18 protein-coding genes and 1 pseudogene are annotated in these 21,483 nt (G+C 71.7%); 17 read left to right on the top strand and 2 right to left on the bottom strand.

What is annotated here, in order from left to right:
• Positions 1–14 precede the first annotated feature (14 nt).
• From KSED_RS00990 to KSED_RS00945, 10 genes are all read left to right on the top strand, one after another.
• Positions 15–770 (top strand): VOC family protein, encoded by a 756-nt coding sequence (locus tag KSED_RS00990; protein ID WP_012801711.1) that lies wholly within the window; start codon positions 15–17, stop codon positions 768–770.
• Complete coding sequence (locus tag KSED_RS13275; RefSeq protein ID WP_012801710.1) at positions 770–1,573, top strand: VOC family protein; 804 nt, start codon at positions 770–772, stop codon at positions 1,571–1,573. The genes KSED_RS00990 and KSED_RS13275 overlap by 1 nt, the downstream gene beginning before the upstream one ends.
• Positions 1,570–1,944: a VOC family protein gene (locus KSED_RS00980; protein ID WP_012801709.1), complete on the top strand. Its 375-nt coding sequence runs from the start codon at positions 1,570–1,572 to the stop codon at positions 1,942–1,944. Before KSED_RS13275 ends, KSED_RS00980 begins: the two co-directional genes overlap by 4 nt.
• A 2-nt stretch (positions 1,945–1,946) precedes the next feature.
• Complete coding sequence (locus tag KSED_RS00975) at positions 1,947–2,300, top strand: SRPBCC domain-containing protein (protein ID WP_049758262.1); 354 nt, start codon at positions 1,947–1,949, stop codon at positions 2,298–2,300.
• A gap of 86 nt (positions 2,301–2,386) precedes the next feature.
• Complete coding sequence (locus KSED_RS00970) at positions 2,387–3,079, top strand: dihydrofolate reductase family protein (protein ID WP_012801707.1); 693 nt, start codon at positions 2,387–2,389, stop codon at positions 3,077–3,079.
• Between the two features lie 3 nt (positions 3,080–3,082).
• The gene (locus tag KSED_RS00965) at positions 3,083–3,583 is read left to right on the top strand and encodes an alpha/beta fold hydrolase (protein WP_012801706.1); all 501 of its coding nucleotides are present in this window, start codon (positions 3,083–3,085) and stop codon (positions 3,581–3,583) included.
• Entirely contained in the window at positions 3,580–4,227 is a 648-nt protein-coding gene (locus KSED_RS00960) for a maleylpyruvate isomerase family mycothiol-dependent enzyme (protein WP_012801705.1), read from the top strand. The genes KSED_RS00965 and KSED_RS00960 overlap by 4 nt, the downstream gene beginning before the upstream one ends.
• On the top strand, positions 4,227–4,664 hold the full coding sequence (locus KSED_RS13270) for a DUF1428 domain-containing protein (RefSeq protein WP_012801704.1): 438 nt from the start codon (positions 4,227–4,229) through the stop codon (positions 4,662–4,664). The genes KSED_RS00960 and KSED_RS13270 overlap by 1 nt, the downstream gene beginning before the upstream one ends.
• Positions 4,665–4,704: 40 nt before the next feature.
• Positions 4,705–5,028, top strand: coding sequence for a VOC family protein (locus KSED_RS00950; protein ID WP_143827317.1), 324 nt, complete (start codon positions 4,705–4,707; stop codon positions 5,026–5,028).
• 424 nt (positions 5,029–5,452) lie between these two features.
• The gene (locus KSED_RS00945) at positions 5,453–5,872 is read left to right on the top strand and encodes a hypothetical protein (protein WP_012801702.1); all 420 of its coding nucleotides are present in this window, start codon (positions 5,453–5,455) and stop codon (positions 5,870–5,872) included.
• A gap of 78 nt (positions 5,873–5,950) precedes the next feature.
• Here the strand turns inward: KSED_RS00945 and KSED_RS00940 are convergent, their stop codons facing one another.
• Positions 5,951–8,299: an excinuclease ABC subunit UvrA gene (locus KSED_RS00940; protein WP_041291037.1), complete on the bottom strand. Its 2,349-nt coding sequence runs from the start codon at positions 8,297–8,299 to the stop codon at positions 5,951–5,953.
• Between the two features lie 327 nt (positions 8,300–8,626).
• Between KSED_RS00940 and KSED_RS00935 the strand changes: the two genes are divergently transcribed.
• Positions 8,627–10,201, top strand: coding sequence for a DUF222 domain-containing protein (locus tag KSED_RS00935; protein WP_012801700.1), 1,575 nt, complete (start codon positions 8,627–8,629; stop codon positions 10,199–10,201).
• 164 nt (positions 10,202–10,365) lie between these two features.
• Here the strand turns inward: KSED_RS00935 and paaN are convergent, their stop codons facing one another.
• The gene (gene paaN / locus KSED_RS00930) at positions 10,366–12,114 is read right to left on the bottom strand and encodes a phenylacetic acid degradation protein PaaN (protein ID WP_012801699.1); all 1,749 of its coding nucleotides are present in this window, start codon (positions 12,112–12,114) and stop codon (positions 10,366–10,368) included.
• Positions 12,115–12,271: 157 nt separating this feature from the next.
• Between paaN and KSED_RS00925 the strand changes: the two are divergent.
• The 6 genes and pseudogenes from KSED_RS00925 (at position 12,272) to cydC (ending at position 21,454) form a co-directional block, all read left to right on the top strand.
• Positions 12,272–12,952: pseudogene (locus KSED_RS00925) on the top strand (flavodoxin family protein).
• A gap of 149 nt (positions 12,953–13,101) precedes the next feature.
• On the top strand, positions 13,102–14,463 hold the full coding sequence (locus KSED_RS00920) for a 3-hydroxyacyl-CoA dehydrogenase NAD-binding domain-containing protein (RefSeq protein WP_012801698.1): 1,362 nt from the start codon (positions 13,102–13,104) through the stop codon (positions 14,461–14,463).
• Positions 14,460–15,059 carry a hotdog fold thioesterase gene (locus tag KSED_RS00915; protein ID WP_012801697.1) on the top strand — a complete coding sequence of 200 codons (600 nt, stop codon included), beginning with the start codon at positions 14,460–14,462 and terminating at the stop codon, positions 15,057–15,059. Before KSED_RS00920 ends, KSED_RS00915 begins: the two co-directional genes overlap by 4 nt.
• Before the next feature lie 249 nt (positions 15,060–15,308).
• Positions 15,309–16,748: a cytochrome ubiquinol oxidase subunit I gene (locus KSED_RS00910; protein ID WP_012801696.1), complete on the top strand. Its 1,440-nt coding sequence runs from the start codon at positions 15,309–15,311 to the stop codon at positions 16,746–16,748.
• 37 nt (positions 16,749–16,785) lie between these two features.
• Positions 16,786–17,847, top strand: a complete 1,062-nt coding sequence (gene cydB, locus KSED_RS00905) for a cytochrome d ubiquinol oxidase subunit II (protein WP_012801695.1) — start codon at positions 16,786–16,788, stop codon at positions 17,845–17,847.
• A 10-nt stretch (positions 17,848–17,857) separates the two neighbouring features.
• A complete protein-coding gene (gene cydC, locus KSED_RS00900; protein ID WP_012801694.1) occupies positions 17,858–21,454 on the top strand; it encodes a thiol reductant ABC exporter subunit CydC in 3,597 nt (1,198 codons plus the stop codon).
• Positions 21,455–21,483 lie beyond the last annotated feature (29 nt).

Here is a 21,483-nt window from a genome sequence, read left to right as displayed (position 1 = left end):
AAGGGACCTGCACCATGACCGCACGCACCACCACCCAACACCCCGGGACACCCGTGTGGCGCGACTTCTGGACCACCGACCCGGAGGGCACGGCGCGTTTCCTCACCGAGGTGCTCGGCTGCACCATCCGTGAGAACGGTCCCGAGCCCGGGTACTCCGTCGCCGAGCTGCCGCAGGGCGCGGTGTGCGGCATCGGGCCGGCCACCGCCGAGGAGGCGCCCACCGACATCGCTGCGCTCTTCCTGGCGAGCGACGACGTGGACGCGACCCACGCGCGGGCGCTCGAGCTGGGCGCCACAGAGGCGATCGCGCCGATGGACGCCGGCCCCACCGGGCGCTTCTCCACCGTGGTCGACCCCACCGGGGCGCTCGTCTCGTTCTGGCAGGCGGGTGAGCAGACCGGCTACGCCGCGGTGGACGAGGTCGGCTTCCCCTGCTGGCAGACGCTCTACTCCACCGATGCGGATGCAGCACGCCGCTTCTACGGCGAGCTGTTCGGCATCGAGTTCGGGGACGACATGCCCGGGTACCCGATCGGTGGGTTCGGCGAGGACGCGCTCTTCGGCATCGGGCCAGAGGCGTCCTCCTCGCACTGGATGCAGTACGTGATGGTGGAGGACCTCGACGCGACGCTCTCCACGGCCGTCGCGCTGGGCGCCACCGAGACGCACCGTGACAGCGCGCCCTTCGGTGCGTGGATCGACCTGCGGACGCCCGGCGGAGCGGCCTTCGGGATCTTTCAGACGACCGACGAGCAGGGAGAGAACTGATGACCGCACGGACCAGCACCCAGCGACCCGGAACGCCCATCTGGCGGGACTTCTGGACCACCGACCCGGAGGGGACGGCCGAGTTCTTCCGGCAGCTCTTCTCCCGGGAGGTCGAGCCCGGACTGATCGCCATGGACATCCCCGCTGGTGGCCCGGAGATGGGCGGATACACCACGGCCCAGATCGACGGGCGCCATGTATTCGGCATCGGCCCGGCACTGCCGTGCGGGGTCGACGTGGCCGCGGTCTTCTTGGCCACCGACGATGCCGACGTCACGCACGCGAAGGCCCTGGAGCTGGGGGCGACCGAGGAGATTGCGCCCACCACGGTGCCGGACCATGGACGTTTCTCGGCGATCGTGGACCCCGCCGGGGCTCTGGTGGCCTTCTACGAGAGCCACGGGATGCTGGGCTACGGCGCCGTGGACGAGCTGGGCTTCCCCTGCTGGCAGGACCTGCTGACCCCGGACGTGGCGGCCGCCGAGGCGTTCTACGGCGAGCTGTTCGGGTTCAGCTTCGACCACCAGATGGCGCCCTACTCGGTGGCGCAGCTGGGTCAGGACGGGATCTTCGGCATCGGCCCGCTGGAGGCCGGCGAGGAGGCGCTGTGGGTGCAGTACACGCTGGTGCCGCAGCTGGACCCGGTGCTGGCGAGGGCGCGGGAACTCGGTGCCGGGCAGGTGGGTGAGGTGATGGACCTCGGCTTCGGCCGCTCGGCGCACCTGACCACCCCGGCGGGTGCGGCGTTCGGGCTGTTCGAGGGATCCGAGGAGATGCAGACCCAGATGGAGGCCGGCCAGTGACGCAGCCGATGGAGGTGACCACGGTCTTCGTCACGCGCTACGTGGCCGACCACGACGAGATGGCCCAGTGGTACGCCCGGTTCCTCGGGCGCACGTGGGACGCCGAGCCGATGCTGAGCTGCCGCGAGTGGCACCTGGGCCAAGAGGTGTTCTTCCAGGTCATCCACGACCCGGACCGCGCTGGGGAGACCAGCTTCGCCTTCGGGGCCCGCGATCTCGCGGGCGAGGGTCGACGCCTGACCGAGATGGGGCTCGACCCGGCCTCGTCCGGTGACGTCGCCGGCTTCGACGACCTGCGGTGGATGCCGCTGACCGACCCCGAGGGTGTGGAGACCGGCGTGCTGAACGCCGGCGGCGTGCGGGAGGGCTGATCGTGAGCACCTGGTCCTGTGGTTACACGGTGTACGTGGACGCCCCCGCCCAGCGGCTGTGGACCGCCCTGACCGATGCGGAGGAGACGGCCATCTGGTGGCGGCACTCGTCGGTGTCGGACTGGCACGTCGGATCAGACTGGCAGCACGTCCGGGTAGACGGTAGCGGCACGGTGGACGGCACCGGGACCGTCCGGGAGGCCTCGGCACCCCATCGATTGGCGTTCACCTTCCCGAACGCGGGTGACTCACGGGTTGCCTTCGACCTCGCCGAGCACCAGGGCATCACCAGGCTCACTCTCACCCACACCGTGCTGCCTTCCGAGCACCTGCGCGATGCCGTGGCCAGGGTGTGACCGGCCATCCTGTCCAACCTGAAGACATGGGTCGAGACCGGCTCACCCATGTCCGTCTTTCCCCTCGACATGCCGCAGGAGGGGGCATGACGCAACGCACTCGCATCCACAACCTGCACGTCTCGCTCGACGGGTACGCCGCGGGCACCTTCATCACCCGGGAGAAGCCGTTCGGCGACGCGCTGGAGCTGATGGCCGGATTCGATGGCCGCTTCATCCACGGGATGAGTGACGTGGACGCGCCGCTGACCCTTGAGCGCGCGATGACGACCCTCTGGAGCCAAGGCATCGGCGCCGAGATCATGGGCCGTGGCAAGTTCACGCCGGAGACTGGGCCGTGGACCGACGAGGGCTGGCGTGGGTGGTGGGGCGAGGAGCCCCCGTTCAGCACGCCGGTGTTCGTGATGACCCACCACCCTCGGGAGTCGATGGAGTTCGCGAACGGGACGGTGTTCCACTTCGTCAGCGGACCTCCGGCCGAGGTACTGGACCAGGCCAAGGGTGCTGCAGGGGGTCTCGATGTCCGCATTGGCGGCGGACCCACCTCCGTGAGGTCGTTCCTGGCGGACGACCTGGTGGACGTCATGCACACGGTGACCGTGCCCGTCGTACTCGGCGAGGGCACCCCGCTGTGGGACGGGCTGGGAGGACTGCAACGGCGCTTCAGCATCGAGGCGGTCGGTTCATCGGACGGGGTGGTGCACCACCTGTGGAACCGGTGGCCCCGCGGGGTCGAGAACGCCTCCGGTGAAGCGACGCCGCGCACCGGAGGGACCTGAGCCATGCAGATGCTGTTCCTGCACGGAGCCGGTGGGTTCCAGGAGGACCGGGAGCTGGCCGAGCGGCTGACTGGCGCAGTCGGGGCTGAACTGCAGATGCCCGAGTGCCCAGACGAGGACATGTCCTTCGAGGCGTGGGCATCGGTGGTGCGCCCGGCCGTGGGATCCCTGGGCGCGGACGATCTGGTGGTGGGCCACTCCTTTGGCGGATCGATCCTTCTGGGTGTGCTGGCCGAGGCGGCGCCTGAGGTGCGGCGCGGGCTCGTGCTCGCCGCGCCCGACTGGGGTGTCAGCGGGTGGGACGTGGCCGAGTACGCCCCCTCCGGGCCACCGCAGGGCGTCCGGTTGTCGCTGCACCACTGTCGGGACGACGAGGTGGTTCCCGTGGCCCATTTCGCGGCCCTCGCAGAGTCGGTGCCCGGCGCGGCAGCGCGCGTGCACCCCATCGGAGGGCACCAGTTCGCGGGGCTGGAGGGCGACCTGATGAGGGAGATGACGCGGTGACGACACGACGTGAGGCCCCGCAGGCGACGTGGCCGATGGTGCACGCGGCACGCGGCGCGCTCGTGAGCGACCTGGAGCGACTGCAGCCCGCACAGTGGGGTCATCCCACCCTGTGCGACGACTGGGACGTGCGCCACGTGACGGCACACCTCACGGCGGCCGCGTCAACCGGGCGCTGGTCCTGGCTCCGGAGCATCGCTGCCGCCCGCTTCCGGCCGGACGTCCACAACGACCGGCGCCTGCAGGAACACCTGGGCGGGTCGACGGAGGACACCTTGGGACGCTTCCGAGCCGTCGTGGACGCCACGGTCGCGCCAACCGGCGACATCGCGGCATGGCTGGGAGAGGTGGTGGTGCACGCCGAGGACATCCGCAGACCACTCGGCCTGGAAGACACGAGTGACGCCGATGCCGTTGCTGCCGTGGCCGCCTTCTTCGCCGCTCGCGACTTCGCCGTCCCGAGTCGCAGCCGCACCAAGGGGCTGCAACTCCATGCAACGGACAGCCCTTTCCACAGCGGCACGGGACCGTTGGTCGAGGGCCCGACCCTGTCCCTGGTGATGGTGATGGCTGGGCGACGCTCGCACCTGGACGGGCTCACCGGCGCGGGGGTCGATCAACTGGCCGGCCGGTTGGAGGACTGATGACGAGCGACATCCGCAGTGGACGGGGCGGCCCTCAGGGCGCTGCATGTGCGGACGTGACCATGGTCCCGGTGGCCGTGAACCAGCGCGAGGCCTACCTGGCCTTCGAGAAGCGGATGGCCGAGGTCTACCGCGACCACGGAGCCACGCAGGTGACCCACTACTGGCACTCCGGGCCGCCCGCGAGGCAGGAGGACTTCCATGCCACGGGGGCCTCCCCCGCATCGGCCTCCCCCGGCCTTGCGGGTGTGGTCGGGGCAGGCCCCGGAGAGGCGGTCGTCGTGACGGTGACACAGTGGCCCTCCAGGGCGGCACGGGATCGGGGGACAGCCGCGGCCACGAGCGACCCGCGCGTCCTGGCGACCCTGGATGAGGAGCCGGTGTTCGACGGGCGCCGCGTCATCGGGGAGACCTTCGAGGTCGTGAGTCGTCCCTGAACCCCGTCGTCCGATGGAGTGTGACGGCTAGCATCGCGGCGTGCCCGACCACCACCCTGCCGGCGTGATGCCGCTCGGCGTGCCCTCTTGGCGGGCAACGGAATCGATGCCGCAGCTGGGTCAGGACGGCATCTTCGGCATCGGCCCGCTGGAGGCCGGCGAGGAGGCGCTGTGGGTGCAGTACACGCTGGTGCCGCAGCTGGACCCGGTGCTGGCGAGGGCGCGGGAACTCGGTGCCGGGCAGGTGGGTGAGGTGATGGACCTCGGCTTCGGCCGCTCGGCGCACCTGACCACCCCGGCGGGTGCGGCGTTCGGGCTGTTCGAGGGCTCGGAGGAGATGCGTGAGCAGATGGAGCAGGGCTGAGCCATCCGCATGCTCTTCGCCCACGGCGCCGGCGGGTACGACGAGGTGAAAGGCCGGGCGCTGGGCGTGGTGGCGCGGCGTCGCCGCCGCGCGCTTCCGCCCGGACGTCCACAACGAACACCGACTGCGTGAGCACCTCGATGGGTCCCCGACCGAGACGCTGGACCGCTTCCGGCAGGTGATCGACGCCACCGTCGCCCCCACGGGTGTTCTCGGAGCCTGGCTGGGTGAGGTGGTAATGCACTCCCAGGACATCCGCCACCCCACTTGCCCCCCCTCGCGTGGCTCTATGCTCCACTGACTGGGGCTCACTCATACGACACTCCTGCGCCTCACGGCGACCCTCACCCCCCCAGCAACATTAGGTGGAGCAAACATCGCGATGGGCGCTCCACCCCGAGGATCGACATGAAGGATGGTGCGCATGAGCCGCAAGACCGGTGTGAGAGATCTGTTGGCGCTGGGGGTCGTGACGACAGCGGTCCTGGCAGGGTGCTCGCAGGACGACTGCCAGGCCGGGAGGGAGACCCCCACGGAGGTGGTCTCCGCGCTGCTGACCGAGACGGGGCCCGAGGCCACGGTGGAGTCGGTCTGTGAGTACTCCGGCGAGGGGTTCGAGTCCAAGACCAGCGACTGGTTGAACGCCGTGCGCGAGCAGGCCGGGGGCGCTGACGCGGCCTCGGATCTCACGGTCCGCGAGCTGACCGGGGAGCAGATGGCCCGCAACCACCAGGTACAGGTCAGCGACGCCGACGGCCCGGTCGCGACGGTGACCGTGTGGGACGTCAGCGAGGACGGCGACCGCTACCTCGTGCAGCCCCACGACGAGGACATCCCCCGCTGAGCAACGGCCCCAGCGCCCCTCGAGGCCTTGTGGTCCCCCACCCGGGGCGGCCGGGCCTCGTTGGCCACGCTCACCCCATCAGGACGACGTGGCCGCCTTCAACGCGCGGCCCGTGGCCGTGTCCGCGGCAGTGAGCTCGGCGGGGGTGCCGGTGAAGACCACCTCGCCGCCCTCGTGGCCGGCACCCGGCCCCACGTCGATGACGTGGTCGGCCTGGCTCACAACGTCCAGATTGTGCTCGATGGCGATGACGGTGGCCCCGCCCTTCACCAAGCCCTGCAGCATGTCCACCAGCTTCGCGGTGTCGGCCATGTGCAGACCAGAGCTCGGCTCGTCGAGCACGAAGATGTCCGACTCCTTGAGCTGCGCCGCCAGCTTCAGGCGCTGACGCTCACCACCGGACAGGGTCGGCAGCGGCTGGCCGAGCCGGATGTAGCCCAGCCCCACGTCCAGCAGGCGCCGCAGGAGCGTCTTGGCCTTGCCCGTGGTGAAGACCTCCACCGCCTCGGCCACCGACAGGTCGAACACGTCGGCGATGCTCATGCCCCGGAACGCGTACTCCAGCACGTCGTCCCGGAAGCGCCGCCCGCCGCACACCTCACACGGCGTGGGTGCCGCGTTCTGCAGCGCGATCTCGGGGTAGATCACGCCAGCCCCCTTGCACTCGGGGCAGGCGCCCTCGGAATTCGGGCTGAACAGGGCCGGCTTCACGCCGTTGGCCTTGGCGAACTCGCTCCGGATCGGGTCGAGCAGACCCGTGTAGGTCGCCGGGTTGGAGCGCCGCGAACCCTTGATGGGTGACTGGTCGATCACCAGCACGTCGCCCCGCTTTCCAAGACTGCCGTGGATCAGCGAGCTCTTGCCCGAGCCCGCCACCCCGGTCACGGCCACGAGCACCCCGGTGGGCACGTCCACATCGACGCCCTTGAGGTTGTTCGTGGACGCCCCGCGGATCTCCAGGTGCCCACTGGGGGTGCGCACCTCATCGCGCAGGGTGGGGCGGTGGTCCAGGTGCTCGGCGGTCACGGAGTCGGTGCCGGCCAGGCCGTCGAGGGGGCCGGCGTAGACCACCTCACCACCGGTGGTGCCCGAGCCGGGGCCGATGTCGATGACGTGGTCCGCTGCCGTGATCACCGCAGGCTTGTGCTCCACGACCAGGACGGTGTTCCCCGCATCGCGCAGGGAACGCAGGAGCCCCACCATCTGCTCGATGTCGTGCGGGTGCAGGCCGGCCGTGGGCTCGTCGAAGACGTAGCTGATGTCGGTCAGGCTGGACCCCAGGTGGCGCACCATCTTGATGCGCTGCGCCTCGCCGCCGGAGAGGGTCGACGAGGTGCGGTCCAGCGAGAGGTAGCCCAAGCCGATCTCGACCATCGCCTCGAGCATCCCGGTCAGCTTGGCCAGGGCCGGAGCGAGGCTGGGCTCGTCGAGCTCCTTGACCCACTGCGCCAGCTCGTCCACCTGCATCGCCGTGGCCTCAGGCAGGGTGATGCCGTGCACGGTGGCGGTGCGCGCGGCCTCGTTGAGGCGCGTGCCGTGGCACTCCGGGCAGGGGGCGGTGGTGGCGATGGCGTCCTTGTAGGCCTTGATGTGCGCCTGCTTGGGCTCGCGGTCGCCGAACCAGGTGCGGCGGATGCGGGTGACCATGCCCTCGTAGGTCATGTTGATGTCACCGATCTTCACCTTGGTGGCGTCCTGGTACATCAACCAGGCCCACTCGTCATCGGAGTAGTCGGCGACCTTCTTCGCCGGGTCGAGCTTGCCGCTCTCGGCGAAGATCCGCCATCCCCAGGAGTCGACGGGGTAGCCGGGCACCAGGAGCGCCCCCTCATCGAGGGAGAGGGAGCGGTCGACGATGAGGTCCTCGTCCAGGCTGGCGACGGTGCCGATGCCCTCGCACGCCGGGCACATGCCACCGATGACCTCGAAGGTGGCCTTCTCGCCCTTCTTCGTCTCACCCTTGGCGTTCTTCTTGTCGACCGTGAGGATGCCGGAGCCCGAGGCGGAGGCGACGTTGAAGCTGAAGGCCTGGGAGCCGCCGACGTGGGGCTCGGACAGGTGGCTCCACACGATACGCAGGAGCGCGGCCGCATCGGTGGCGGTACCGACCGTGGAGCGCGAGTTGGCGCCGATGCGCTCCTGGTCGACGATCACGGCGGCCGAGAGGTTCTCCAGCGAGTCGACGTCCGGGCGCGGGTTGGCGGGCATGAACTGCTGGACGAAGGACGGGTAGGTCTCGTCGATGAGGCGGCGGGACTCGGCGGCGAGCGTGCCGAAGACCAGAGAGGACTTGCCGGAGCCGGACAGGCCCGTGACCACCGTGAAGCGGCGCTTGGGGATGTCGACGTCGATGTTCTTGAGGTTGTTCACCCGGGCGCCGCGGGCGCGGATGGTGTCGTGGCGGTCGGCGGTGTGGTTCTCGGTCACGGAGCCAGCGTAGGGGCGGGCGGCGACAACCTCGCGGGCGACGCTCACCGCATCAGGGCAGCGGGCGCTTCATGCCCACGGGGGAGGAGGTGGTACGGGTCGGCGTCGATGCCTGCGAAGGCGGCCTCGTAGGGGCGGGGTCGTCGGCCTCGCGGGTGGCACCGAGGGGGGTGGGTTGTCCACAGCACGGGGTGGGGTCCCGGGGGCCCGTGAGCACTCGTCCACATGTTCTATTTCGGGCTTGCATTGTGTCGGTAGTGTGTACTAGAGTGGGGGTAGTTGGTCGGACAGGAGGTTCGGCCGCCGAGGCGCTGAGGGGGTGCGTCCATGGACCTGGTCGACGGGATCGGCACTCGGGGTGCGCCCACCACGAGTGGTGCGGGTGACGGGCTCCGCGGGGCCGGGGGTGTGGTGGGCGACCCGCACGCCGTGGTCCGGGTCGCGCTGGAGCAGGCCAACAGCGCGGCCGACCGGCTGATCGATGCGGTGGCCCAGCTCGGCGCCCACCCCGAGGCCCTGGACGCGGCCACCCTGGAACGGTTCGTCCAGGACGTGCAGCGCCTGGTCAACCGGCACGACCGGGTGCGGGTGCGCGCTCTGGACGTCGTGCGCCGTACCCGGGAGGCGGGCCACGCCCACCACGACGACGATGCCCAGTACACCTCCGGACGCACCCGTACCGACACCCGCCGGACACACCACGACAACACCCTGGCCCGGGCCCTCGGCAACCAGCCGCGCCCGCCCGCTGCCGGGCTGCCGGGTGGCGCGGATGGTGGTGCGGGGTCCGGGCTCGGTGACGATGCGGGGGCGGCGCCCCAGCTCGGTGACGGCGCGGGCGCGGGGTCGGCCCAGTCCCCCACCGCACAGGCCTGGGACGACGGGCTGATCAACCGTGATCAGGCGCTGATCATCACCCGCGCCCTGGACGACCTTCCCGACCACCTGTCCACCGAGCAGCGCCTGGCCGTGGAGACCGGCCTGGTGGCCAAGGCGCAACGCATGAGCCTGACCCGGCTGCGCAAGGCCGCCCAGCGCGCCCTGGGCGAACTCGACCTGCCCCAGGAGCAGGTCGATGCCCACCACAACGAGCTCGTGCGCAACGAGGAGAACGCCGCCTGGGAGGCCGCGAACTTCTGGATCACCGACCGCGGCGACGGCACCATGTACGGCCAGTTCACCCTCCCGGTCCTCCAGGGACGCATGCTGGAGAAGGCCCTCCACGCCCTGACCTCACCCCGCCGGCTCGCCCACAAGAAGCGCGCACGGGCCGAGGGGACCGGCCTCGAGGGCGCCTCGTGGAAGGACACCCAGATCGACTGGGCCCACGAGCGCGGCAAGGCGCTGGCCGAGCTCATCAACCACCTCCCCACCGACAAGCTCGGCTCCAAGGTCAACGCCATCCTGCTGGTCACCACCGACCTGGAGACCCTCCGCGGGGAGACCGACCGGGCCGGCGTCACCGACACCGGGGACGCCGTCTCCGCAGAGCAGACCCGTCACCTGGCCGCGAACGCCGGGATCATCCCCCTCGTGATGGACGGCGCGTCCCAACCCCTGGACCTCGGCAGGCAACGGCGGTTCTTCACCGACACCCAACGAGCAGCCCTGGCCACGAAGTACACCTCCTGCGCCGAACGGGACTGCGATCGGCCCTTCGCCTGGTGCGAGATCCACCACGACCGCCCCTTTCACCCCCGCCGCGGACCCGACGGGGAACTCCTCCATCGCGGTGGAGGCAGAACCGACCACGCCAACGGAATCCCCCTGTGCGGTCCACACCACCACCGCACGGAGGACCCCCGCTACACCTACACCACCACCCGCGATGAACGGGGCGCGGCCACCGTCACCTTCAGGCGGCGACGCCCCGGAGACCCCGGGGAGGCGGTGACCCGATGACCCTGGGGACGGGACCCGCCACGAGCACGGCGAGGACGCACGCCCGAACAGCCGCCTGCTCGGACGGGGCCGGCACACACGCGGAGGACGCCCCGTGTGGGACGCCCTCCGGTGCTCGGCGCCGCGCCGGCTCACCCAGCGCGGCGCGGGGTCACCGCCGCAGCTCAGACGTGGCGGCGGGTGGTCACCACGCGGAAGCGGTTGCTGATGAAGGCCGCGTCCGCGTAGGCGGCGTTCGCGGCCGGGTTCGCGCCCGTGCCGTGGAAGTCGCTGAACGCCGCGGTCTGGTTGACGAAGACCTGGCCCTGCAGGTTCTCGCTGAGCGCGACGCCGGCATCGGCGGCGGCCTCGCGGGCGTCGGCCAGCACCTCCTCGTCGGTGGAGTACACGGCCATGGTCATGGCGCCGTGCTCCTGGATGGTGTCGGTGGCGATCCGCAGGGACTGCTCGGTGGAGTCGGTCTTGATGACGAAGACCACCGGGCCGAAGCACTCCTGGCTGTACGCGTCGCGCTGGTCGGACTCCAGCAGGATGATGCCGGGCGTGCGGACCACGGCCTCCGGGAAGGCCGGGTGCTCCACCTCGCGCGGCTCCAGGACCGGCGTGCCGCCGAGGCGGCTCGCGAGGCCGGTGAAGTCGTTGGCGCGGCCGCGGACGTCGTCGTTCACCGTCGCACCGAGGATCTCGACGGCCTTGGCGTCGTCCTTGTTGAAGGCGGTGATGGTCTGGCCGAGCTTCTCGGCGAATTCCTCGGCGGTCAGCTCACCCTCGTCGGTGCTGATGCCGGAGGCCTTGACGTACACGTTCTGCGGCGCCGTGCACATCTGGCCGGAGTAGAGGGAGAAGGAGAACGCGAGGTTGCCGGTGGCGGCACGCATGGTTTCCACCGAGTCGACGATCACCGTGTTCAGGCCGGCCTTCTCCGTGTAGACGAGCTTGCCGGCGGCAGCGGCCTCGGTCTCCAGCCAGTGGCCGAATCCCGGGCCGCCGGTGTAGTCGATGATCTTCACGGCCGGGTGCAGGGCCAGGTCCTTGGCCAGCGTGCCACCGGTCTCCTCCGGCGCCAGCTGGACGAGCGCCGCATCGAAACCGGCCTCGGCGAGCACCTCACGGGCGACCTCGACGGTGATGGCCAATGGGAGCACGGCCTGCGGGTGCGGCTTGACGACCACGGGGTTGCCGGTGGCCAGCGAGGCGAAGATGCCCGGGTAGGCGTTCCAGGTGGGGAAGGTGTTGCAGCCGATCACCAGGCCGACGCCGCGGCCGATGACGCGGTAGTCCTTCTGCATACGGATGGGCTCGCCCTTGGCCGGCTTCTCCCAGATGACGGACTCCGGGACCTTCCGCTGCTCGGCGAGCGCGACGGTCACGGCCTCCAGCGCGCGGTCCTGCGCGTGCGGGCCGCCCGCCTGGAAGGCCATCACGAACGGCTGGCCGGAGGTGTGCATGACGGCCTGGGCCATCTCGAAGCCGCGGGCGTTGATGCGGTCGATGATCTCCACGCAGACGGCGGCGCGGGCCTCGGGCCCGGCGTTGCGCCACGCCTTCTGGGCGGTGGTCGCGGCCGCCATCGCGGCGTCCACGTCGAGCTGCGGGTAGGAGGCACCGAGCTCGGGGCCGTAGGGGGACTTCTCGCTGCCCACCCACTGGCCTGTGGACGGCTGGGACTCCAGGGCGGAGAACTTCTGGCCGAGGTGGGCCTCGTGCGCCTTCAACCCGTTGGGGGCAGCGTCCTCGCCGTGCACCTTCGGGGAGGGCGACTCGTTGTAGCGGCTGTGGAACGAACGGGCCTCGAGGGCAGCGGTGGCGGCGGTCAGGGCGTCGCGGTGCTTCTCGACCAGGGCCGTGGCCCCCTCGGGGACGATCGCCGGGGTGGTCGTGGTGGCCTGGGTGGGCGCGGTCGTCTCAGTCATGGGGCCAGACTAGTGATCCGGCTCACCGCGCCCAACCGGCGTCGCGGAGGGCCTGGCCGGCCCGCGCGGCCCCGGGCACGCGACGTCGGGCCGGCCGGCTCCTCCCGGAGCGCAGCGCCCACCTGCGCCTTCGGGAGCGAGGCGCCAGACTGGACGCATGGCCCCCACTGCGCAGACCCCCGGCGCCGGACGGTTCTCGGACCTCAGCGCCCTGTTCATCAACTGCACCCTGAAGCCCGGCGACCAGACCTCGCACACGCAGGGCCTGATGGACGTCGCGATGCAGCACATGCGGGACCAAGGCGTCTCGGTCGACCTGGTGCGAGCGGTGGACCACGACATCGCGCCGGGTGTGCAGCCGGACATGCGCGAGGAGGGTCTGGCCTCGGACGACTGGCCCGCGCTGACCGAGCGGGTGCTGGCAGCGGACATCCTCGTGCTCGGAACGCCGATCTGGCTGGGCGACAAGTCCAGCGTAGCGACGCGAGTGGTGGAGCGGCTCTACTCGCTGTCCGGATGCTTGAACGACGAGTAGCAGTCGGTCTTCTACGGGAAGGTCGGCGGGGTGATCGTCACCGGCAACGAGGACGGCATCAAGCACGTGGCCATGAACGTCCTCTACTCCCTGGGTCACGTCGGGTACACGATTCCCCCGCAGGCCGATGCGGGGTGGATCGGCGAGGCGGGCCCCGGCCCGTCCTACTTGGATGAGGGCTCCGGCGGGCCGGAGAACGACTTCACGCAGCGCAACACGCGGATCATGGCGTGGAACCTCATGCACGTCGCCTCGATGCTGAAGCAGGCCGGCGGGATCCCGGCCGAGGGCAACACACGCTGAGCCGCGAGGTGCCGGTTGGCAGGAGGCCCGGGGGCTGGCGCCCCTCCGCTCCGCGCCGCTGGCCGGTTGGTAGGGAAGCCCGGTGACTGGGACCGGACGGCCGGGTGGGCCGGACGGCCGGGTGGGCGGCGGGCTGCTTGACTGGCCCCATGAGTTCGACCGAACAGACCGGCACCCCCCAGGCCCACACCGACCCGTCAGGTTCCCAGGACGCCCCGCGGTACGCCGTCGCGGTGATCGGTGCCGGGTCGATGGGGGCCGGCATCGCCCAGGTGGCCGCCCAGGCGGGACACGAGGTGCACCTGGTGGACGTGCGGGACGGTGCTGCGGCGCAGGCCGTCGAGAAGCTCGGCGCGACGCTGCGCAAGCTCGCCGGGAAGGGCAAGATCTCCGAGGCCGACGCCGAGGCTGCCATCGGGCGACTGGTCGTGGGGCCGGCCGCCAACGGGGACCTGGCAGCCCTGCCGGCGATGGGCCTGGTGATCGAGGCCGCCGTCGAGCGCCTCGACGTGAAGCAGGAGGTCTTCTCCACGCTCGCGGAGCACCAGGGAGCCGACACGATCCTGGCGAGCAACACCTCGAGCCTGGACATCGCCGCCATCGCCGAGGGGGTGGCCGAGCCGGGGCGCGTCATCGGCCTGCACTTCTTCAACCCGCCGCCGCTCATGAAGCTGGTGGAGGTCATCCGGGGTGAGCAGTCCTCCCTCCAGGTGCTGGACGCCGCGACCGAGCTGATGCGCTCCTGGGGCAAGACGCCGGTGCGCTGCACGTCCACGCCGGGCTTCATCGTGAACCGGGTGGCCCGGCCGTTCTACGGCGAGGCGCAGCGGATGGCGCAGCGGGGCAGCGCGTCCCCGGCGGACCTCGACCTCGCACTGACCGAGTACGGCGGCTTCGCGATGGGGCCGTTCCGGTTGACCGACCTCATTGGGCAGGACGTGAACTACGCCGTCGGCCACAGCGTGTGGCAGCAGACCGACCAGGACCCGCGCTACGAGCCAACCGGTTTCCAGGACGACCTCGTGCAGGCCGGCGCCCTGGGCCGCAAGACGGGCCGCGGCGTCTACACCTACGACGACCAGGGGAAGCCGACCGATGCCGAGGGCGACCCCTTCGCGGCACGGGCGCTGGCCCGGGGGCCGGTCGAGACGAACGTGGTGGCCCGCACCATCGCGATGCTGGTGAATGAGGCGGTCGACCTGGTGCACCGCGGGGAGGCGTCGCGCCGGGACGTGGACACCGCGATGAAGCTGGGCACGAACTATCCCAAGGGGCCGTTCGAGTGGCTCGAGGAGCTCGGCGCCGAGAAGGTGCTGGCCGACCTGCGGGTCATGGACGCGGCGTACCCGACCGGGCGGTACCGGCCGAGTGAGGCGCTCGTGGCGATGGTCGACGCCTCAGAGCGCGGGGCCGGGGATCGCGAGACGGGGGGCCCGGCGGCCGCGGGACGCGGGGCCGGGGATCGCGAGACCGGGGGACACCACACCGACGAGGAGAGAGAGCGCGCATGACCTGGCACGACGGACTGCGGAGCACGGCGAGCGACGGCACGGACCTGGGCCACGTGCGGGGCATGTGGGAGGTCGACGGGGCCTCGCGACACATGGGCATCGAGGTGCTCGACCTGGACCGCGTGGACGGACTCGGACAGTCGGTGGCCAGCATGACCATCACGGACACGATGGTGAACGGCCACGGCACCACCCACGGCGGCATGGTGTTCACCTTCTGCGACAGCGTCTTCGCCCTGACCTGCAACAGCTCCGGTGTGACCACGGTGGCGGCACACTGCGACATCGACTTCCTGGCCGCCACCCAGCTCGGGGACGTGCTGGTGGGGGTGGGCACGGAACGGTTCCGGTGGGGCCGCAACGGCATGACCGACGTGGTGGTCCGGCGCGCTCCGCGGGCAGGCGAGCGCCCCGCGGGGTCGGCGGCCACGGGACAGGGCGCGGCTGACGGGCAGGGCGCGGGCGACGGGCAGGGCACGGCCGACAATGCGGCGCCCACTCCCCTGCGCGGTGGTGGCCCGGTTCCGACGGACCTCGAGACCTGGCCGGTCGTCGCGGTCTTCACCGGGCGGAGCAAGGCGCTGCCACCACGCTGAGTGCGGGACGAGGGCGCGGGCGACGCGCCGCATCGTCGACCAGCGCGGCTGAGGCCCGAGCCGGACGCCGGCCACCCCCGAACCGGACGCCACCCACCCCGGAGCGCCGCCGGCCGAGGACCTCCGATGGGGTGAGGCTTGCCTGACCCGCAGAGCAACTACGAACCGTCGTAGTATTGCCCCGTCAGGGGCGCCACGCGGCCAGCACGGACCGCGCAGGCCCATGGGTTCTCGCCGCTGGGAGCAGGCATGGACGCACTCGAACTCGCCCGTTGGCAGTTCGGCATCACGACCGTCTACCACTTCTTCTTCGTCCCGATCACGATCGGGCTGAGCTTCGTGGTCGCACTGATGCAGACGATCTGGATCCGTACCCGCAACCCGGAGTGGCTGCGGCTGAGCAAGTTCTACGGCAAGCTCTTCACCATCAACTTCGCCCTGGGGCTGGTCACCGGCATCGTCCAGGAGTTCCAGTTCGGCATGAACTGGTCGGACTACTCGCGCTTCGTCGGTGACATCTTCGGCGCCCCGCTGGCCATCGAGGCCCTGCTGGCCTTCTTCCTGGAGTCCACCTTCCTGGGCCTGTGGCTGTTCGGCTGGGGCCGCATCCCCGAGGTGCTGCACAACGCCGCCATCTGGCTGGTGCACATCGGCACCGCGCTGAGCGCCTACTTCATCCTGGCCGCCAACTCGTTCATGCAGAACCCGGTGGGTTACGAGAACAACCCTGAAACCGGGCGCGCGGAGCTGGTGGACTTCTGGGCCGTGCTCACCAACAAGGTGCAGCTGGTGACCTTCCCGCACGTCATGGCCGCGGCCACGATGACGGGCGCCGGCCTGGTCGTGGCCGTCGCCGGCTGGCACCTGTGGCGCAAGAAGTTCCCCAAGGACGCCGGCATGTACCGCAAGGCCCTGCGCCTGGGCGCGTGGATGCTGCTCATCGGCGGCCTCGGCACCGCGGTGACCGGCGACATCCAGGGCAAGATCATGACCGAGGTGCAGCCCATGAAGATGGCTGCCGCCGAGGGCCTGTACGAGAGCGACGAGCACTGCGCCGACTTCTCCATCCTCACCATCGGCACCCCCGACGGCGAGCACGAGAAGTTCGCCATCACCGTCCCCTGCGTGCTGAGCTATCTGGCCACCGGTGACTTCAACGGCGAGGTCAAGGGCATCAACGAGCTCAAGGAGATCTACGCCGAGCAGTACGGCAACTCCGGCGAGGCCCGCCTCGAGGTCAGCGACTACACCCCGAACATCCCGGTGACCTACTGGTCCTTCCGCTGGATGATCGGCATGGGCATGATCGGCGCCGCCGCCGCGGCCGCCCTGCTGTGGGCCACCCGCGGTGACCGCACCCAGCTGAACAGCAAGTGGTGGTTCCCCGCCACCCTGCTGGCCCTGTTCGGACCACTCCTGGCCAACAGCCTCGGCTGGATCTTCACCGAGATGGGCCGCCAGCCCTGGGTCGTCTTCGGTCTGATGAACACCGAGGACGGCGTCTCCCCCGGCGTCGGCGCCACCGAGGTGCTCATCTCGATGCTGGTCTTCACCCTGCTCTACGGCGCCCTCGCCCTGGTCGAGGTCAGGCTGATGGTGAAGTACGCCTCCGCCGGTGCCGAGCACGTGGACGCCGAGAAGGCCCAGCGCCTCACGGCCGACGACGAGCCGCACGTGTTCGCCTACTGAGCACGCCCACGAGACTCACGGAAGACACGGAATCGCCATGGAACTCTCCATCATCTGGTTCGTCCTGATCGCCGTCCTGTGGATCGGCTACTTCGTCCTCGAGGGCTTCGACTACGGCGTGGGCATGCTCGTGCCCGTGCTGGGCCGCGATGCGGACCCGGCCGTCGCGGAGCGCAAGCGCCGGCAGGTGCTCAACACCATCGGCCCGCACTGGGACGGCAACGAGGTGTGGCTGCTCACCGCCGGTGGTGCCACCTTCGCGGCCTTCCCGCACTGGTACGCCACCCTGTTCAGCGGCTTCTACCTGCCGCTGCTGATCATCCTGGTGGGCCTGATCCTGCGCGGCATGGCCATCGAGTACCGCCACAAGCAGGACGACGACACCTGGCGCGCCCGCTGGGACAAGGCCCTCGTGGTGGGCTCGTTCATCCCGGCCCTGCTGTGGGGTGTGGCGTTCACCAACATCGTGGTGGGCGTCCCCATCGACGCCGACATGGAGTACACCGGCACCCTGTGGACGCTGCTGAACCCGCTGGCGCTGCTGGGCGGCCTGGCCACGCTCACGGTCTTCCTCACCCACGGCGCGCTGTTCGTCGCCCTGAAGACGGTCGGCGAGGTGCGCCACCAGGCCCGCGGGATCGCCCTCAAGGTGGGCCTCGTGGCCGCCGTGCTGACGCTGGCCTGGATGGTCTGGGTCATGAGCCTGACCGGCGACACGTTGAGCTGGGTCCTCGCCGTGGCCGGCGCGCTGGTCTTCGTGGCCGGCCTGGCGCTGGCCGCCAAGAGCAACGAGAAGGGCGCCTTTTGGTGCAGCTTCGTGGCCATCGCCCTGGTGGTGACCGCACTGTTCGTCGCCCTGTTCCCCGACGTCATGCCCTCCTCCACCAACGCGGCCTGGTCGCTGACGCACGAGAACGCCTCGTCCTCGCAGTACACGCTCACGATCATGACCTGGGTGGCCGTACTGCTGACCCCGGTGGTGCTGGCCTACCAGGCCTGGACCTACTGGGTGTTCCGCAAGCGGATCAGCACCGACGACATCCCGGAGCCTGCCCCCATCGGCACCGAGGCCACGCGCGAGCTGGCCGAGAAGGGCTGACCACCGGATCGTGAAGCCGTTCGACCCGCGACTGCTGCGTCTCCTGCCCGGAACCCGGAAGGAGGTCGCAGCAGTCGCGTTCCCGGTGGTGCTGCAGGGTGTCGTGGCCGTCCTCCAGGCCCTGGCCGTCGCGTGGCTGGCCACCGCCGTCACCGCGAGCGTCTACGCCACCCTGACCGGTCGCCCCACCCCACCGGCAGGCCTCCCGGACGACCCCGACCCCACCCTGGGCCAGCTCGGCCCGTTCGTCGTCCCCTCCTCCCTGTCCACCGGGTCCGATGCGGGGAGCGTCACCTCGTTGCTCGCGCCCGCCCTCGCGGTGGCGGCGCTGCTGGCCGTGCGCGGCCTGCTCGCAGGGTGGGTGCACCACCGCTCGGCCGTAGCAGGCGCCCGGGTGGCCGGCGAGCTGCGTGAGGCTCTGGCTGCGCGCTGGCTGGCGGGTGGGCGGGGGCGCTCCAGCACGCAGCTGACGGCCGGCGTGGGCCAGGTGGAGCCGTACGTGGCGAACTTCCTGCCCTCGTTGGTGGCCGCCGCCGCGGTGCCGGTGATGGTCTGGCTGGCCCTGGCCTGGGTGGACCTGTTCAGCGCGGTGGTGGTGCTGCTGACGCTGCCGCTGCTGCCGGTGTTCGCGGCCCTCATCGGGTCGTCGACCGCGAACGAGACCGCGCGCCGCTGGAGGGCCCTGGACGCCCTGGCCGGCCACTTCCTGGACGTGATGCGGGGGCTGCCCACCCTGGTGAACCTGGGCCGCGCCGAGAAGCAGGTGCGCACCATCGAGGAGGTCGGCCAGCGACACCGCCGCGCGACGGTGACCACCCTGCGCACCGCGTTCCTCACCACCGCGGCCATGGAGCTTCTCTCGACCATCTCGGTGGCGATCGTCGCGGTGTTCGTGGGCCTGCGGTTGGCGCACGGCGACATCGGCCTGATGGTGGGACTGGCCGCGATCCTGCTGGCCCCGGAGGCGTACTGGCCGGTCCGGCGGGTGGGGGCGGACTTCCACGCCGCGGCCGACGGGGTGGAGACGCTCGATGCGGTGCTGCCGCTGCTCGAGGAGCCGGTCCGGCCCCGTCACCCGGACGCGCAGGGCGCGGCGGACGCTCCCGCTCGCGCCACCGGTGACGCCCCGGTCCGCGCCGAGGGGGTGAGCCTCACCCACGCCGACGGCCCCACCATCGCGCTGGCCCAGGGGTGGTCGCTGCCCGCAGCGGGCCTGGTCGCGGTCACGGGCCCGTCAGGGGCGGGCAAGTCGACGCTGCTGTGGCTGCTCGCCGGGCTGGTGGAGCCGACCCGCGGGCAGGTGGTGGCGCCGCACTCGCACCTGGTGACGCAGCGGCCGTACCTGCCGCGCGGTGGCGTGGAGGCTGCCCTGCGGATCACCCCGGCCGCCGCGCGGGCCACGGACGCGGAGCTGCACGGCGTCGTGGAGCGGGTGGGGCTGCTGCCCACCATCGAGCAGCTGCCCCGGGGGTGGGAGACCGACCTGGGCGACGACGGCCAGGGCCTCTCGGCCGGCGAACGCGCCCGGCTGGGTCTGGCCCGGGCGCTGCTGGACGACGCCCCGGTGCTGCTGCTCGACGAGCCGACCGCCCACCTCGACGCCGACACCGCCGAGCTCGTGCACCGGGTGCTGCTCGAGGAGTCCGCGCGGCGGCTGGTGGTCGTGGCCACGCACCGCGGGGAGCTGGCGCACCTCGCCGCGTGGCAGGTGGAGGTTGCTGCGGGCCGCGTCGCCCTGCCGGTGCGGGGTGCCGGCACGGGGACGGCGCAGACCCGGCCCGAACCGGTCGCAGCGCTGGAAGCCACCCTGCCCGTGGCCACCGCTCCGGAGGGCGCGGCGCACGGCGGGGGGCGCACCGCATCGGAGCCGGTTCCGGAGCGCGCTCCGGAGCAGGTTCCGGGGCGCGACGGCGAGCGCACGCCGGTCGTCACCACCACCCCGAAGCTCTGGCGCGCCGCGCTGGTGGGGGCGCTGTCCTCGCTGGCGGGCGTGGCGCTCACCGCGACCTCCGGGTGGCTGATCGTCCGTGCCTGGGAGCAGCCGGTGGTGCTGATGCTCATGGTCGCGATCGTCGGCGTGCGCACCTTCGGCCTGGCGCGGCCGGTGCTGCGCTACGCCGAGCGGCTCGACAGCCACGACGTGGCGTTGGACCAGCTGGCCCGACGTCGCGCCGAGACCTACCGCCGCCTGGTGCCGCTGACCCCGGCGCGGCTGGGACGGCGGGGCCGGGCCCGCGTGCTCACCGGAGTGGTGGCCGACCTCGACGACGTGGTCATGGCCGCGGTCCGCTGGTGGGTGCCCCTGGTCGGTGCCCTGCTGACCGGGCTGGTGGCCGCCGCGCTGCTGGCGGTGCTGTCGCCCCTCATCGGCCTCCTGGTCGCGCTGCAGACGCTGCTGGTGGTCGGGGGTTCGGCGCTGGTGGAGCGGCGCACAGCCGGCGCGCAGCAGCAGGAGCTCGCCGCCCGCGGACGCGTGTGGGAGGCGGCCCACACGGCTGCCGACCGGTGCGACGAGCTGCGAGCCGTCAACGCCGGCGGCACCGCGCTGCAGACGGTGGTGGCGGCGGACCGGGACGTGGTCCGCTGGGTGCGCCGCCGCGCCGCGGGGCAGGCCGCCGTGCGTGCCGCCAGCTGGCTGTTGGCCGGTGTGGTGGTCGCGGTGGCGGCGGTGCTGGCGCCGTCGGCCGGGTGGGGCGGGCCGCTCGTCGCGCTGCTGGTGCTGACCCCGCTCGCCCTGGCCGACGTGCTGGGGGGCGTGCCCGATGCGGTGAGCGCCCACTCCCGCGCCCGCGCCGCCACCGAGCGGCTGGAGGCCCTGCTGCGTCAGGAACCGGCCGTCGCGCAGGCGGGCGGCCCGACGCAGGCGGGCGGCCCGACGCAGGCGGGCGGCCCGACGCAGGCGGAGGACAGCGCGCAGGCAGAGGCCGACGCCCCGGTCAGCGCCCACCCGCACCTGGAGCTGGCCGACCTCACCGCACGCTGGTCGGGGCAGGCCGCCCCCACCGTGGCGGGGCTCGACCTGGACCTGGCCCCCGGCGACCGGGTGGCGCTCACCGGGCCGAGCGGCGCCGGCAAGTCCACCGTCCTGGCCGTGCTGGCCCGCCACCTGGACCCGTCCGGCGGCGACTACACCCTGGACGGGGTGGACGTGCTGGACCTGCCGCTGGCCGTCACCCGGGGCACGGTCGCCTTCCAGGACGACTCCCCCCACGTGTTCTCCTCCACCCTCCGGGAGAACCTGCGCACCGCGCGCCCCACGGCCACCGACGCCGAGCTGGAGGCCGTGCTGGCCGATGCGGGGCTGGGCGACTTCCTCGACTCCCTCCCGGACCGGCTCGACACGATGCTGGGGGCCGGCCACCGGACGGTCAGCGGGGGCGAGCAGGCCCGCATCGGGCTGGCGCGGACGCTGCTCTCCGAGCGCCCGGTGGTGCTGCTCGACGAGCCGGTCGCGCACCTCGACGGCCCCACGGCACGCGCGGTCATGCAGCACCTGGGGACCGCCACGGCGGGCCGGTCGGTGGTGCTGGTCAGCCACCGCACCGAGGGCCACGAGTGGTGCGACGCCGAGGTGCGGCTCGAGAGCCTGGTCGACGCACGGCGCTGAGGGGCCTGGTCGATGCACGGCCCTGGGGG

The organism is Kytococcus sedentarius DSM 20547, from assembly GCF_000023925.1.
Taxonomy (GTDB): Bacteria; Actinomycetota; Actinomycetes; order Actinomycetales; family Dermatophilaceae; genus Kytococcus; species Kytococcus sedentarius.
The sequence above is the reverse complement of the archived record's forward strand: the minus strand, read 5'-3'. Positions and strand labels throughout refer to the sequence as shown.

What these genes read in the sequence shown, in the direction of transcription:
- KSED_RS00970 (WP_012801707.1), top strand. Translation starts at nt 2,387, where the DNA reads ATGACGCAACGCACTCGCATCCACAACCTGCACGTCTCGCTCGACGGG.
- KSED_RS00910 (WP_012801696.1), top strand. Translation starts at nt 15,309, where the DNA reads ATGGACGCACTCGAACTCGCCCGTTGGCAGTTCGGCATCACGACCGTC.
- paaN (WP_012801699.1), bottom strand. Translation starts at nt 12,114, where the DNA reads ATGACTGAGACGACCGCGCCCACCCAGGCCACCACGACCACCCCGGCG.
- KSED_RS00965 (WP_012801706.1), top strand. Translation starts at nt 3,083, where the DNA reads ATGCAGATGCTGTTCCTGCACGGAGCCGGTGGGTTCCAGGAGGACCGG.
- KSED_RS00990 (WP_012801711.1), top strand. Translation starts at nt 15, where the DNA reads ATGACCGCACGCACCACCACCCAACACCCCGGGACACCCGTGTGGCGC.
- KSED_RS00915 (WP_012801697.1), top strand. Translation starts at nt 14,460, where the DNA reads ATGACCTGGCACGACGGACTGCGGAGCACGGCGAGCGACGGCACGGAC.
- KSED_RS13270 (WP_012801704.1), top strand. Translation starts at nt 4,227, where the DNA reads ATGACGAGCGACATCCGCAGTGGACGGGGCGGCCCTCAGGGCGCTGCA.
- KSED_RS00935 (WP_012801700.1), top strand. Translation starts at nt 8,627, where the DNA reads ATGGACCTGGTCGACGGGATCGGCACTCGGGGTGCGCCCACCACGAGT.
- KSED_RS13275 (WP_012801710.1), top strand. Translation starts at nt 770, where the DNA reads ATGACCGCACGGACCAGCACCCAGCGACCCGGAACGCCCATCTGGCGG.
- cydB (WP_012801695.1), top strand. Translation starts at nt 16,786, where the DNA reads ATGGAACTCTCCATCATCTGGTTCGTCCTGATCGCCGTCCTGTGGATC.
- KSED_RS00920 (WP_012801698.1), top strand. Translation starts at nt 13,102, where the DNA reads ATGAGTTCGACCGAACAGACCGGCACCCCCCAGGCCCACACCGACCCG.
- KSED_RS00945 (WP_012801702.1), top strand. Translation starts at nt 5,453, where the DNA reads ATGAGCCGCAAGACCGGTGTGAGAGATCTGTTGGCGCTGGGGGTCGTG.